The sequence below is a fragment of the Friedmanniella luteola genome (genome assembly GCF_900105065.1).
Classification (GTDB): Bacteria; Actinomycetota; Actinomycetes; order Propionibacteriales; family Propionibacteriaceae; genus Microlunatus; species Microlunatus luteolus.
Genome location: NZ_LT629749.1, coordinates 2,295,926 through 2,310,521, shown reverse-complemented (window position 1 = coordinate 2,310,521; position 14,596 = coordinate 2,295,926). Strand labels below are relative to the sequence as shown.

Annotated in this window: 11 protein-coding genes; 7 read left to right on the top strand and 4 right to left on the bottom strand. The window is 72.2% G+C overall.

Going from position 1 to position 14,596, the window contains the following annotated elements:
* Position 1: 1 nt before the first annotated feature.
* Positions 2-649, top strand: coding sequence for a ribulose-phosphate 3-epimerase (gene rpe, locus BLT72_RS10950; RefSeq protein ID WP_091417206.1), 648 nt, complete (start codon positions 2-4; stop codon positions 647-649).
* Here rpe and BLT72_RS10945 read toward each other — a convergent pair.
* Complete coding sequence (locus BLT72_RS10945) at positions 626-1,795, bottom strand: AI-2E family transporter (RefSeq protein ID WP_091412871.1); 1,170 nt, start codon at positions 1,793-1,795, stop codon at positions 626-628. The two genes, rpe and BLT72_RS10945, sit on opposite strands and share 24 nt — an antisense overlap.
* 72 nt (positions 1,796-1,867) lie before the next feature.
* Positions 1,868-2,716 (bottom strand): PAC2 family protein, encoded by an 849-nt coding sequence (locus tag BLT72_RS10940; RefSeq protein WP_091412868.1) that lies wholly within the window; start codon positions 2,714-2,716, stop codon positions 1,868-1,870.
* Between the two features lie 161 nt (positions 2,717-2,877).
* On the opposite strand from BLT72_RS10940, the gene metH reads away from it, so the two are divergent.
* On the top strand, positions 2,878-6,336 hold the full coding sequence (gene metH / locus BLT72_RS10935) for a methionine synthase (protein WP_091417203.1): 3,459 nt from the start codon (positions 2,878-2,880) through the stop codon (positions 6,334-6,336).
* A gap of 95 nt (positions 6,337-6,431) precedes the next feature.
* Here the strand turns inward: metH and BLT72_RS10930 are convergent, their stop codons facing one another.
* Positions 6,432-7,283: a PRC and DUF2382 domain-containing protein gene (locus BLT72_RS10930; protein WP_091412866.1), complete on the bottom strand. Its 852-nt coding sequence runs from the start codon at positions 7,281-7,283 to the stop codon at positions 6,432-6,434.
* Between the two features lie 153 nt (positions 7,284-7,436).
* Between BLT72_RS10930 and BLT72_RS10925 the strand changes: the two genes are divergently transcribed.
* Genes BLT72_RS10925 through arc form a run of 4 tightly spaced genes read left to right on the top strand, consistent with a single transcriptional unit; the run spans position 7,437 to position 12,285 of the window.
* A complete protein-coding gene (locus BLT72_RS10925; protein WP_091412864.1) occupies positions 7,437-8,126 on the top strand; it encodes an HAD family hydrolase in 690 nt (229 codons plus the stop codon).
* Entirely contained in the window at positions 8,113-9,612 is a 1,500-nt protein-coding gene (locus tag BLT72_RS10920; protein ID WP_091412861.1) for an ABC transporter substrate-binding protein, read from the top strand. Before BLT72_RS10925 ends, BLT72_RS10920 begins: the two co-directional genes overlap by 14 nt.
* Positions 9,605-10,507: a tRNA (adenine-N1)-methyltransferase gene (locus BLT72_RS10915; RefSeq protein ID WP_425349229.1), complete on the top strand. Its 903-nt coding sequence runs from the start codon at positions 9,605-9,607 to the stop codon at positions 10,505-10,507. Before BLT72_RS10920 ends, BLT72_RS10915 begins: the two co-directional genes overlap by 8 nt.
* Before the next feature lie 32 nt (positions 10,508-10,539).
* On the top strand, positions 10,540-12,285 hold the full coding sequence (arc, locus tag BLT72_RS10910) for a proteasome ATPase (RefSeq protein ID WP_091412859.1): 1,746 nt from the start codon (positions 10,540-10,542) through the stop codon (positions 12,283-12,285).
* Positions 12,286-12,384: 99 nt separating this feature from the next.
* Here arc and BLT72_RS10905 read toward each other — a convergent pair whose 3' ends face one another.
* Entirely contained in the window at positions 12,385-12,762 is a 378-nt protein-coding gene (locus BLT72_RS10905) for a DUF3054 domain-containing protein (protein WP_091412856.1), read from the bottom strand.
* Positions 12,763-12,864: 102 nt separating this feature from the next.
* Between BLT72_RS10905 and dop the strand changes: the two genes are divergently transcribed.
* A complete protein-coding gene (dop, locus tag BLT72_RS10900) occupies positions 12,865-14,379 on the top strand; it encodes a depupylase/deamidase Dop (protein ID WP_091417199.1) in 1,515 nt (504 codons plus the stop codon).
* Positions 14,380-14,596 lie beyond the last annotated feature (217 nt).

Sequence of the window (14,596 nt, the reverse complement as noted above, 5' to 3'; positions counted from 1 at the left end):
CATGCCCAGCCTGCTCGCCGCCGACTTCGCCAACCTGCAGTCGGCGATCGAGTCCGTGCCCGGGGCCGACGGGCTGCACGTGGACGTGATGGACAACCACTTCGTCCCGAACCTGACGCTCGGCCTGCCGGTGCTGGAGTCGATCCGGGCCGCCACGCCGATGATGCTCGACGTGCACCTGATGATCACCGACCCCGACCGGTGGGCGCCCGCCTTCGCCGAGGCCGGCGCGGAGTCGGTCACCTTCCACGTCGAGGCGGCCGCCGCCCCGGTCCGCCTGGCCCGGGAGCTGCGGGCCCGGGGGGCCAGGGCGTCGATGGCGCTGAAGCCGGCGACCCCGATCGAGCCCTACGCCGACCTGCTGCCCGAGCTGGACATGGTGCTGATCATGACGGTGGAGCCGGGGTTCGGCGGCCAGAAGTTCCTCGACCTCTGCCTGCCCAAGATCGAGCGCACCCGTGCCCTGCTGGACCGGGTGGGCGGCGACGTCTGGCTGCAGGTCGACGGCGGGGTGTCGGTCGAGACGGTCGAGCGCTGCGCGGCCGCCGGGGTCGACTCCTTCGTCGCGGGGTCGTCGGTCTTCGGCGCCGACGACCCGGACGTGATGGTGACCGAGCTGCGCCGGCTAGCCCTGGCGGCCTCGGCCTGACTGCCGTTCCGCCGGCGGCACCTCCTGCTGGCGACGCTGCCGCTGCCGGGCCGGGGTCTCCTTCTTCGGGTCCGAGCTGATCAGCCCGTTGATCCAGTTGGCCGGCACCGAGTTGTCCACCAGCACCGACTTGAGGAACAGCGTCGCCGGGATGGCGATCAGCGCGCCGAGGGCGCCCAGCAGGTAGGCCCAGAAGATCAGCGAGATGAACGCCACCGTGCCGTTGATGCCGACGGCGTCCCCGGTGAACCGCGGTTGGATGATCGTCTGCACGATGACGTTGATCGCCGTGAACACGATGATCACCGCGAGCGCCTTACCCGGGCCGCCGTCCAGCAGGGCGATCAGGGCGGGCGGGATGACGCCGATGATGAAGCCGATGTTGGGGATGTAGTTGGTCACGAAGGCGAGCACGCCCCAGGTGAGCGCCAGCGGGACCCCGATGATCAGCAGCGCGACGTAGTCCATGATCGCGACGATCAGGCCGAAGGCCGTGGTGACGATCCAGTACTTGCGCACCCGGCTGGCGAAGTTCACCAGGCCGTCGGCGATGTGCGGCCGGGTCTCCCGGATCACCTCGATGCGCTCCCGCATGCTGCCGGAGTCCAGGGCCAGGAAGAGCACGAAGGTGATGATCAGGATCAGCAGCGAGGCCCCGCCGCTCAGCGCACCCACCAGCGCCTGCGCCGGCGCGGTGAGGCTGCTCAGCTGGAAGGACGAGGCGAGGTCCTGGATCTGCTGCTGCCCGTAGCCCAGCCGGGTGGACAGGGCCAGCAGCGAGTTGAAGATCCGGGTGAAGGCGCTGGCGTAGTCCGGCAGCTTGTCGACCAGCCGGACCACCGCGTAGACCACGGAACCGAGGATCACCAGCAGCAACGCGTAGATCGCGAGCAGGCTGACCACGCTGGCCAGCCAGCCCGGCCACCGTCGCTTGACCAGGAAGGAGCGGAGCGGGGCGACGGTGATCACCAGGGTCAGCACGAGGAAGACCGGGGCGATGATGCTGGCGGTCGACCGCAGGCCCACCCCGACGATCACCAGGGCGGCGAGGATGACGATCCCGAAGTACGGCGGGCTGGCCGCCGTGCCGACGCCGGGGTCGGACTTCGGCGGTGCGGTCGGGGCGGGGGTGGCTTGACGGGGCACGGAACTCCTCGGCGGGCGGGATCACAGGCGGGGGCGCCGGGCCCCAGCCTGCCCTAGTCGGACGTCTGGTGCTCAGTGACCCTGTCGGCGCCGGAGGTAGCGCTCGAACTCGGCCGCGATGACCTCACCGCTCGCCTCGGGGAGGTCGGTCGCGTCCTGCTGCTGCTCGAGGGAGGTGACGTACTCGGCGACCTCGGAGTCCTCGGCGGCCAGCTCGTCCACCCCGCGCTCCCAGGCCCGGGCCAGCTCCGGCAGCTCGCCGAGCTCGAGCGGGGTGTCGAGCACCTGCTCCAGCTGGGAGAGCAGCGCCAGCGTCGCCTTGGGGCACGGCGGGTGGGACACGTAGTGCGGCACGGCCGCCCAGGAGGACAGCACCTGCACCCCGGTCCGCTCCAGCGCGTCGGCGAGCACGCCGACGATGCCCGTCGGGCCCTCGTAGGTGGACGGGGCCAGGCCCATCGACGTCATCAGCTCGCGGTTGGCGGTGGAGGTGGAGACCGGGATCGGCCGGGTGTGGGGCGTGTCGGCCAGCAGGGCGCCGAGCAGGTGGACCCGCGACGCGTTCGCGGACTTGAGGGCCGAGGTGATCAGGGTGCAGAACTGCCGCCAGCGCAGGTTCGGCTCCAGGCCGTGCACCAGGACCAGCGGTCGGCCGTCGGGCAGCTCCGCGACCCGCAGCTCGGTGGTCGGCCAGACGAGCTCGCGGTCGTCGTCGTCGTCCAGCTTCACCTCGGGCCGGTTGACCTGGAAGTCGTAGAAGTCGTCGGGGTCGATGGAGAACACGGGCTCGGCCTCGTAGACGTCGCTCAGGTGCTCCACGACTCCGGTGGCGGCGCTGCCGGCGTCGTTCCAGCCGCCGAAGGCCACCACCACCACCGGGTCGTGCAGGTCACGGAGGTCACGGCTGGGCACGTCAGACATGACGTCACTCTAACCGCCGGCTCCGGACGGGGACCGAGGTCGGCACGCTCGCCACATGGTGGTTCCCCCGGTCGCCGGGAAGGGTGCGGACCTATCCTCGACAGGTGCCCAACGACCTGCGTTCTGCCCTGTCCTCCCGTGTGGTGATCGGCGACGGGGCGATGGGGACGATGCTGCAGGGCTACGCGCTGTCCCTCGACGACTTCGACCAGCTCGAGGGCTGCAACGAGGTGCTCAGCCGGACCCGGCCCGACGTCGTGCGGGCCATCCACGACGCCTACTTCGCCGCCGGGGTCGACGCGGTCGAGACCAACACGTTCGGCACCAACCTGTCGGCGCTCGGCGAGTACGGCATCGCCGACCAGATCCTGCCGCTCGCCGAGGCCGCCGCCCGGCTGGCCCGCGCCTCGGCCGACGCGTTCAGCACCCCGGAGCGCCCCCGCTGGGTCCTGGGCAGCGTCGGCCCCGGCACCAAGCTGCCGACGCTGGGCCACGTCTCCTACAGCGCCCTGCGCGAGGCCTACCAGCAGCAGGTCGAGGGCATGCTGGCCGGCGGCATCGACGCCGTGCTGATCGAGACGTCGCAGGACCTGCTGCAGACCAAGGCCGCGACCCTGGGCGCCCGCCGGGCCCTGGCCCACGCCGGACGGGACCTGCCCGTCATCGTGCACGTCACCGTGGAGACCACCGGGACGATGCTGCTGGGCTCGGAGATCGGCGCCGCGCTGACCGCGTTGGAGCCGCTCGGCATCGACATGATCGGCCTCAACTGCGCCACCGGCCCAGCCGAGATGAGCGAGCACCTGCGGCACCTGTCCCGCTACGCCAGCGTCGGGGTGAGCTGCATGCCCAACGCCGGGCTGCCCCAGCTCACCTCCGACGGCGCGCACTACCCGCTGCAGCCCGTCGAGCTGGCGGACGCCCTCGAGCAGTTCGTCGGCGAGTTCGGCCTCGGCCTGGTGGGCGGCTGCTGCGGCACCGGTCCCGAGCACCTGCGGCAGGTCGTGGAGCGGCTGCACGCCCGGCCGCTGGTCGAGCGGGCCCCCGCGCACGTCGCGGCCGCCGCGTCGCTCTACGCCGACGTGCCGTTCCGGCAGGACACCAGCTACCTCTCGATCGGGGAGCGGACCAACGCCAACGGCTCCAAGGCCTTCCGGGAAGCCCTGCTCGCCGAGAACTGGGACGACTGCGTCGACATCGCCCGCGCCCAGATCCGCGACGGGGCGCACCTGCTGGACCTCAACGTCGACTACGTCGGCCGCGACGGCGCCGCCGACATGGCCGAGGTGGCCTTCCGGCTGGCGACGGCCTCGACCCTGCCGATCGTGCTGGACTCCACCGAGCCGGCGGTCCTGCAGGCCGGCCTGGAGCGGCTCGGCGGCCGCGCCGTCGTCAACTCGGTCAACTACGAGGACGGCGACGGCCCCGACTCCCGGTTCACCCGGATCATGGCGCTGGTCGCCGAGCACGGCGCGGCGGTGATGGCCCTGACGATCGACGAGGAGGGCCAGGCCCGCACCCGCGACTGGAAGGTCGCCGTGGCCTCCCGGATCGTCGAGGACCTGACGCAGAACTGGGGGATGCGGCGCAGCGACATCATCCTCGACTGCCTGACCTTCCCCATCGCCACCGGTCAGGAGGAGACCCGGCGGGACGGCATCGAGACCATCGAGGCCATCCGCGAGGTGAAGCGGCTCTTCCCGGACGTGCAGACGACGCTGGGGCTCTCCAACATCTCCTTCGGGCTCAACCCGGCCGCCCGGGTGGTGTTGAACTCGGTGTTCCTGCACGAGTGCGTCGAGGCGGGCCTGGACTCCGCGATCGTGCACGCGGCCAAGATCGTGCCGATGGCCCGGATCCCCGACGAGCAGCGCCAGGTGGCGCTGGACATGGTCTACGACCGGCGTGCCGAGGGCTACGACCCCCTGCAGAAGTTCCTCGAGCTGTTCGACGGCGTCACGACCGCCGACACCAAGGCCGAGCGCGCCGCCGCGCTGCTGGCCCTGCCCACGAGCGAGCGGCTGCAGCGCCGGATCGTCGACGGCGAGGGCAAGGGGCTCGGCGAGGACCTCGACCTGGCCATGGCCGAGGGCAAGACGGCGCTGGAGATCATCAACACCGACCTCCTGCAGGGGATGAAGGTGGTCGGTGAGCTGTTCGGGTCCGGCCAGATGCAGCTGCCGTTCGTCCTGCAGTCCGCCGAGGTGATGAAGGCGGCGGTGGCCCACCTCGAACCGCACATGGAGAAGGCCGACAGCCGCGGCAAGGGCACGATCGTGCTGGCCACGGTGAAGGGCGACGTGCACGACATCGGCAAGAACCTCGTCGACATCATCTTGACCAACAACGGCTACACGGTCGTGAACCTCGGCATCAAGCAGCCGGTCAGCACGATCATCGACGCGGCGGAGCGCTACGAGGCGGACGCGATCGGCATGTCCGGGTTGCTGGTCAAGTCGACGGTGGTGATGCGCGAGAACCTCCAGGAGCTGAACGCGCGCGGCGTCGCCGCCAGCTTCCCGGTCTTCCTCGGCGGGGCGGCCCTGACCCGGGCCTACGTCGAGCAGGACCTGCGGGAGGTCTACGCCGGCGAGGTCCGCTACGCCCGCGACGCCTTCGAGGGGCTGCGGCTGATGGACGCCCTGATGGCGGTCAAGCGGGGCGAGGAGGGCGCGGCCCTGCCCGCCCCCCGCGAGCGCCGGGTCAAGCGGCGGCCGGAGCAGCCGAGCACCCACGCGGAGGCCGTCGGCGCGCCCGGTGGCGTGCAGACCGCGGTCCGCTCCGACGTCGCCCGCGACGTCGACGTGCCCGTGCCGCCGTTCTGGGGCGACCGGATCGTCAAGGGCATCAAGCTGGCCGACGTGGCCTCGTTCCTCGACGAGCGCGCCACCTTCCTCGGGCAGTGGGGCCTCAAGGGGAGCAGGGGCGGCCCGACGTACGAGGAGCTGGTGGAGACCGAGGGCCGGCCCCGGCTGCGCGCCTGGCTGGACCGGATCCAGACGGAGGCGATCGCGGAGTTCGCCGTCGTCTACGGCTACTGGCCCTGCTACAGCGAGGGCGACACGCTGGTCGTGCTCCGGCCCGACGGCGACGTCGACGACCCGGCCGCGGAGCTGCACCGCTTCACGTTCCCGCGGCAGACGCGCGACCGGCACCTCTGCCTGGCCGACTTCTTCCGCGACCGGGCCGAGGTGCGCGAGCACGGGCCGGACGTGATCTCGTTCCAGCTGGCCACCATGGGGGCGGCGGTGTCCCGGGCGACGGCCCAGCTGTTCGAGCGCAACGCCTACCGCGACTACCTGGAGCTGCACGGGCTGAGCGTCCAGCTGACCGAGGGCCTCGCGGAGATGTGGCACGCGCGGGTGCGCTCGGACCTCGGGCTGGGCGGGTCGGACGGGCCGGTGGAGGACATGGTCCGCGACCAGGCCTACCGCGGCTCCCGCTACTCCTTCGGGTACCCGGCCTGCCCCGACCTGGAGGACCGCGCCAAGCTCGTCGCCCTGCTGCGGCCGGAGCGCATCGGCGTCGAGCTCAGCGAGGAGCTGCAGCTCCACCCCGAGCAGTCGACCGACGCGCTCGTCGTCCACCACCCCGAGGCGAAGTACTTCAACGCCCGCTGAGGATGGGCCGGAGGTGCTCGATGACCTGGACGGTCGCTGCCTGAGCTCGTCGAGGGCCCGTCGACAGGCTCAGGGCGCGGTGGTCCGGCGCCGGCTCAGCTCAGCCGGTCTCCGTCCCGGTCCCGGTCGCCCCGGCCGATCAGGTCCTCGGGCTGGTCGACCTCGACGCGCTCCTTGCGGACCTCGCCGCCCACCGTCCGCTGCTCGGTGGTGACCTCGGTGCCGAGCCGGATCCGCTCGACCGGTCGCACGACGGTCTGCACGACCGGGACCTCCTCGTAGAGGACGATCTCCTGGTCGCCGCCGGCGAAGTCGGTGCTGCCGACGTGGCCGGCCACCTCGTCCTCACCGATCGGCTCCCGCTCGACGGTCAGCTGCTCCTTCCGCAGCGTCACCGTCAGCGTGACCTCCTCGGTGACGACGCGCTTGCGCAGCCGTACCCGCTCGGTCGCCACCGAGCGGGTGGAGACCGCCAGCTGCTCCTCCGAGACCGTCATGGCGTCGTCACCGCCACCCTGGTGGCCGTCGCCGACGCGGTCCCCGACGTCACCCCGGTCGTCGCGGCGGTCGCGGTCGACCTCGCCCCGCTGGTCGCGGTCCTCGAGCCCGCCGCCGGCCGCTGCGGTCCCTGCGGCGCCCTGGCCGCGGTAGTAGCGGTCGAGCGTCGCCTCGTCCTCGGGCGAGAGGTGGTCGCCGCCACCGAGTGCCGGCGCCCCCTTCACCTGCCCCTTGGCGTAGGGGACGGTCAGCCGGTCGCCGTCGAAGGTCGCCCCGTCGACCGGGACGTAGGTGTCGTGGGCGCCGAACAGACCCGTCTCGAGGCTGACCCACTTCGGCCGGCCCGTCTGGTCGTCGACGAAGACGCGGCCCGCCTTGCCGATCTTGTCGCCGTCCGGGCCGTAGACCTCGCGGCCCGGCACCTGCGTGATCTGGTCGTCCTCGAGCATGTCGGAACCTCCTGTGTGCGGTGCTGCCCTGCCTCGTCTCGACCCTAGCGACGGCGGCGGCGTCCTGCTCCACCCCTACCGGTGGTCCTGCGGGGCACGCAGACGGGCCGGGATTCGTGGTCTCGGTGCCCCGGCTGGGAGGATGGCCGCGCGATGAGCACTCCGACCCCCGCCGCCCCGGCCGCCGTCCTCTGGGACTTCGACGGCACCCTCGCCGACACCGAGCCCCTCTGGATCGAGGCCGAGTTCGAGCTGATCGCCACCCTCGGCGGCACGTGGTCGGAGGAGCAGGCCGACGAGCTGGTCGGCAACTCCCTGATCGACTCGGCCCTCTACATCCTCAACGCGATCGACCGCCGCGACGTCGACCCCGCCTGGGTGGTCGACCAGCTGCTCGGGCGGGTCGTCGGCTTCCTCGCCGAGCGGCCGATGCCGTGGCGGCCCGGTGCTCTCGAGCTGCTCACCGCCCTGGGTGGGGCCGGCGTGCCCTGCGGGCTGGTCTCGGCCTCCTACCGGGTGCTGCTCGACGCCGCGCTCTCCCAGCTGCCCGCCGGCACGTTCGCCGTCTCGGTGGCCGGTGACGAGGTGACCCAGGGCAAGCCGCACCCCGAGCCGTACGAGAAGGCCTGCGCCGCGCTGGGCGTCGAGGCCCGCCACTGCGTCGTCATCGAGGACTCCATCACCGGGGCCCGCTCGGGCAACGCCGCCGGCTGCCTCGTGCTGGCCGTCCCCAACCGGGTCGAGGTGCCGCCGGCGCCCCGCCGGCGGATCGTGCCCTCGCTGACCGAGCTGGACGCCGCCGGCGTCGCCGAGCTCCTGGAGCACGCCGATGACCCGGCCTGAGCGGCGCACCCGCGCCCTGGCCACCCTCGCCGCCGCGGGCGTGCTGCTGACCGGCTGCAGCCTGACCGGCCGCGGACCCGAGCCGACGCCGACGGGCAGCCCCACCGCCCGGCCGTTCACGGTGATGAGCACGGACGCCGTCCGGGTGACCGACCCGGCCGCGATGACCGACGCCTCCTCGGCGATGCTCGCGCTCAACGTCTTCCAGCGGCTGATGACGGCCGCGCCCGGTGAGTCGGTGCTCAAGCCCGACGCGGCCCGCGACTGCATCTTCACCGCGGCCACCACCTACACCTGCACGCTCAACGAGGACGAGACCTTCCACAACGGCCACGCGCTGACCTCGAGCGACGTGAAGTTCAGCGTCGAGCGGGCGGCCCGGCTCAACGTGGCCGGTTCCTCCGCCCCGCTGCTGTCCTCGCTCCGCCGGATCGAGACCCCCGACCCGCTGACCGTCCGCTTCCTCCTCAGCCGCGTGGACACCCAGTTCGGCTGGGCGCTCGCCTCCCCGGCGGCCTCGATCGTCGACGAGGAGGTCTACGACGCCGACAAGGTCCGTCCGACCGACGAGCCGGTCGTCGGCTCGGGTCCGTTCAGCGTCACCAGCTTCGCCGACGACGAGATCGCCCTGCAGCGCTTCCCCGACTACCAGGGCCGCAACCCCGCCGCCATCGACAACCTGGTCTACCGCAGCGCCCCCGACTCCGCGGCCATCGAGGACGCGATGGCGAGGAACACCGTCGACCTGGTCTGGCGCGGCCTCGACGAGGCGGCCGTCACCCGGCTGAGCCAGCAGGCCAACAACGCCGACGACACGACCGCCACCGGCTTCCAGCAGCAGGTGCTGACCGGCACCCGGGTCCTGCAGCTGGAGTGGTCGCCCGAGTCCCGCAGCCGGCGCAACAAGGCGCTGCGCACCGCCATCGCCCTCGCCCTGCAGGGCGACCGGACCTCGGACTCCGTCGTCCCCGGCGGCGTGCCCGGGCACGTCGCCACCTTCCCCCTCGGGGGCACCACCGATCCGGAGGTGACCTGGGACAACCGGATCAACCTCACCCTCGGCTACGACTCCACCCAACCGAACGGACGCGACATCGCCACCCAGATCCGCAGCCGCCTCGAGGACACCGGCGGCCTGAGCGTCCAGCTCCGGGCCGACGAGCCGGCCGACCTCACCCTCGTCGACCGGAAGGCCTGGACGGCGACCGCGCTCGCCTGGCTGCAGCCCTACGTCGAGGCCCCGCTGCCGGGCACCGCCGCGGCCGTCGCGACGGCCGCCTCCACCTTCCGCAAGGTGCCGCCGACCGACGAGGCCACGGCCGACCAGCTGCTGGCCACGTTGCAGAAGCAGGCCGCGACGGACCTCGTCGTCCTGCCGGTCAGCCAGTCGGACGAGTACGTCTACGTCGGCCCCGGCGCCGACCTGGCCGAGACCTCCTACGGTCCCGGCTGGCAGCTCGGGCTGTTCGGGATCTCCCGTGGCTGAGCCGGTGGCGGAGACCGCCCCCGCGGTGCTCTCAGGCGTGCGCATCGGGCCGCTGCGGGCGGGGGAGCGGGTGACCCTGACCGACAACAAGAACCGTCGGCACTCGGTGCTGCTCGCCGAGGGCGGCCGCTTCCACACCACCAAGGGCGCGGTGGAGCACGACGACCTCATCGGGCAGCCGGAGGGCACCGTCGCGACCTCGGTGGGCGGGACGGCCTACCTGGCGCTGCGGCCGCTGCTCAACGAGTACACGGTGACGATGCCGCGGGGCGCCCAGGTGATCTACCCCAAGGACGCCGCCCAGATCGCCATGACCGCGGACATCTTCCCCGGCGCCCGGGTGGTCGAGGCCGGCGCCGGCTCCGGGGCGCTGACGTGCACGCTGCTGCGCGCCGTCGGCCCGACGGGCCGGGTCCGCTCCTACGAGCGGCGCGAGGACTTCGCCGCCCAGGCGCGGCTCAACGTCGACAACTTCTTTGGCGGCCCGCACCCGTCCTGGGACCTCCAGGTCGGCGGCCTGGTGGAGAACCTCGGTGACGAGCCGGTCGACCGGGTCGTGCTTGACATGCTGGCGCCGTGGGAGTGCGTGGAGGCGCTGTCGGCGGTGCTGGAGCCGGGCGGCGTGCTCTGCGCCTACGTGGCCACCACCACCCAGCTCGCCCGCACCGTCGAGACCCTGCGGGTGCAGGGCGGGTTCACCGAGCCCGAGGCCGGCGAGACGCTGATCCGGGCCTGGCACGCCGAAGGGCTGGCGGTCCGCCCCCGGCACGACATGGTCGGCCACACGGGCTTCCTCGTCACCGCCCGGCGGCTCGCGCCGGGCGTCACGGCTCCGCCGCGCAAGCGCCGGCCGGCCCCCGGCGCGTATGGCGAGGATTACACCGGGCCCCGCTGAGCCGCGGGTAGGGTCATGCCAGGAGGTGCGTCATGACCGGACCCGTCCATGATCGTCCCGAAGAGCGTGGAGCTCTCGTCGCCCAGATCAGTGCGCTCAGCGAAGAGCTCACCCGGTTGCGCGAGCGGCTCTCGTCCCACCCCCACGACATCGCCGTGCTGGAACGACGGCTCGCCGACGCCCGGCAGGACGCCCGCAGCACCGCCGCGAACAACGAGCGGCTGGCCTCCACGCTGCGCGAGGCCCGCGACCAGATCGTGACGCTGAAGACCGAGGTGGACCGGCTGGCGCAGCCGCCGGCGAGCTTCGGGATCTTCCTGGCCGACACCGGCGAGAACACCGCCGACATCTACACCTCGGGCCGCAAGATGCGGGTCAGCGTCAGCCCGGAGGTCGACCTCGGCACGGTGACGCCTGGCCGCGAGGTGATGATCAACGAGGCCATGAACGTCGTCGCGGCGCTCGACTTCGACGAGGTCGGCGAGGTCGTCCTGCTCAAGGAGGTGATGGACGGCGGCGACCGTGCCCTGGTCGTCGGTCACGGCGACGAGGAGAGCGTCGTCCGGCTGGCCCAGCGGCTGCGGGACGAGAAGCTGCGCAGCGGCGACTCGTTGCTGATCGACCGGCGCGTGCACTTCGCCTACGAGCGCGTCCCGAAGATGGACGTCGAGGAGCTGGTGCTGGAGGAGGTGCCGGACATCGACTACTCGGTGATCGGCGGCCTCAGCGGCCAGATCGAGGCGATCCGGGACGCCGTGGAGCTGCCCTACCTGCACAAGGAGCTGTTCGCCGAGCACGAGCTGAAGGCGCCCAAGGGGATCCTGCTCTACGGCCCGCCCGGTTGCGGCAAGACCTTGATCGCCAAGGCGGTGGCCAACTCCCTGGCCAAGAAGGTCACCGAGCGCACCGGCCAGGAGGGGCGCAGCTTCTTCCTCAACATCAAGGGCCCGGAGCTGCTCAACAAGTACGTCGGCGAGACCGAGCGGCACATCCGGCTGGTCTTCCAGCGGGCCCGGGACAAGGCCTCCGACGGCATGCCGGTGATCGTCTTCTTCGACGAGATGGACTCGCTGTTCCGCACCCGCGGCACGGGGGTCTCCTCCGACGTGGAGAACACGATCGTCCCGCAGCTGCTCAGCGAGATCGACGGCGTCGAGGGCCTGGACAACGTGATCATCATCGGCGCGTCCAACCGCGAGGACATGATCGACCCCGCGATCCTGCGGCCGGGCCGGCTGGACGTCAAGATCAAGATCGAGCGGCCCGACGTCGAGGCCGCCCGGGAGATCTTCAGCAAGTACCTGACGCCGACCCTGCCGCTGCACCCGGAGGACCTCGCCGAGTTCGGCGGGAACCGTGGGGCGACGGTGGCCGGGATGATCGACCGCACGGTGCAGCGGATGTACGAGGAGTCCGAGGAGAACCAGTTCCTCGAGGTGACCTACGCCGGCGGCGACAAGGAGGTCCTCTACTTCAAGGACTTCAACTCCGGCGCGATGATCCAGAACATCGTCGACCGCGCGAAGAAGATGGCGATCAAGGACCTGCTCGACGCCGGGGTCCGGGGGCTGCGGATCGGCCACCTGCTGCAGGCCTGCCTCGACGAGTTCGCCGAGAACGAGGACCTGCCCAACACCACGAACCCGGACGACTGGGCCAAGATCTCGGGCAAGAAGGGGGAGCGGATCGTCTTCATCCGCACCCTCATCTCCTCGAACAAGGGCACCCAGCCGGGCCGCTCGATCGACACGGTGAGCAACACGGGGCAGTACCTGTAACCCCTCTGGCGGCTGCCTGCCCTCGGGTGTCCGCCGTGCCCCGAGCTCGTCGAGGGACCGGTCGACCCCGGTCCCGGAGGTCGTCGCCGGGCCCTCGGCTCAGACGACTGCGCTGTGCCCCGAGCGGTGGCGGGCGCGCTGGACGAGGGACCACAGGCCGCGCCAGCCCAGCAGCAGGACGCCCAGGACGACGGCCGTCACGAGCACGAAGGAGAGCTGCACGCCGGCCCCCGTCAGCACGCGCAGCGCCATCCCGACCACGACCGTGGACGCCCACAGGACCAGGGCCGACGGACGGGCGACCGGGTGGCGCCAGGAACGGGCGAGGGTCAGTCCGAGGGCGTAGCCGGCGAGGAACGGCCAGGCGGTGCGGAGGACGCCGACCAGGTCGGTGGTCTCGGCGTGGCTGCTCCGGCCGACGATGGCGAAGACGAGGATGCAGATGACGTCGGCAGCCAGCGCGGGCCAGATTCTCACGGCGGCAACACTACGCTGGACGCCATGGCTGAGGCGTCCCGTCGCGGGGAGAGCACGACGAGCGGACCCGACCCGGCGGAGGCGCCCCGCCCGACGCGGGTGATGGGCCTGGAGACCGAGTACGGGATCAGCGCCCTGCCCGCACCGCACCGCGGCGCCGCCGAGGAGGACCTGCACCCGATGCAGCTGTCCAACCACGTCGTCAAGGCCTACGGGCAGCTGGCGCCCGGCCAGCCCGCCGGCTGGGACTACGAGACCGAGAGCCCGCTGCGGGACATCCGCGGCTACGAGATCAGCCGCTCCACCGCGCACCCGGACCAGCTGACCGACTCCGACCTCGGCATGGCCAACATGATCCTGACCAACGGCGCCCGGCTGTACGTCGACCACGCCCACCCGGAGTACTCGGGTCCGGAGGTGACCAGCGCGCTCGACGTGGTGCGCTGGGACAAGGCCGGCGACGTCGTCGCCGCCATCGCCGCGCGCCGGGCCAGCCAGTCGCTGGGACGGTCCGTGCGGCTCTACAAGAACAACACCGACGGCAAGGGCGCCTCCTACGGCACCCACGAGAACTACCTGCTGGACCGGTCGACGCCGTTCGACCGGGTGGTCACCCAGTTCACCGCCTTCCTCGTCTCCCGCGCCGTCGTGACCGGGGCCGGCCGGGTCGGTCTCGGCCAGGCGAGCCAGCAACCCGGGTTCCAGCTCAGCCAGCGGGCCGACTTCTTCGAGGCCGAGGTGGGGCTGGAGACCACCCTGAACCGGCCGATCATCAACACCCGCGACGAGCCGCACGCCGACGCCACCCGGCACCGGCGGCTGCACGTGATCACCGGTGACGCCAACCTCTCCGAGATCTCCACCTACCTCAAGGTGGGCACGGCCTCCTGGGTGCTGCGGGTGATCGAGGCGGGTGAGCTCGGGGCCGACCTGCGGCTCGACGCCCCGGTCGCGGCGATGCGGGCGGTCAGCCACGACGTCGGCTGCTCCGCCCCGCTCACCCTGGCCGACGGCCGCCGGCTCTCCCCGGTCGACCTGCAGGAGGCCTACCTCGAGGCGTGCCGGCGACACCTCGAGCGCGTCGCCGGCACGCTCTCCGAACCGGCGGTGACCGAGGCCAAGGACGTCTTCACCCGCTGGCAGGAGGTGCTCGACGCGCTCCGCTCCGACCCCCTCGTGCTGGCCGACCAGCTGGACTGGGTCGCCAAGCTGGCGCTGATGGAGTCCTACCGCGCCCGCGACGGCCTCGGCTGGGACGCCCCGAAGCTGGCGCTGATCGACCTGCAGTACGCCGACGTCGACCCGGCCCGCAGCCTCTACGCGGCGCTGGTCGCCAAGGGCAAGATGCGCCGCCTCGTCGGGGACGACGAGGTCGAGGCGGCCCGCACCACCCCGCCCGAGGACACCCGCGCCTGGTTCCGCGGCCGGGTGATGGAGAAGTTCGGGGCGTCGGTGGTGGCCGCGTCCTGGGACTCGGTGATCTTCGACGTCCCGGGCCGGCCGGCCCTGCAGCGCGTACCGCTGCTGGACCCCCTGCGCGGCACCCGGGCGCACATCGGCCAGGTCCTGGAGGACTGCGCCGACGTCACCGAGCTGTTCGCCGCCCTCGGACGATGATGGCGCCGGGCCGGTCAGCACGAGCGGGACTCCGCGCGAGCGTCGGGTAGGGCCCCTGCAGGAGCGGGCCGAGCGCGGTTGCGACCCCGCGCGAGCGTCGGGTGGGCACCTGCAGGAGCGGGCCGAGCGTGAGCGCGACGATCTGTCAGCGCGGGTGGTTAGGCTGGCACCACTCGACGCACGACGGGCTGCGACGCCCGGCACGGTCGTGGGCGAG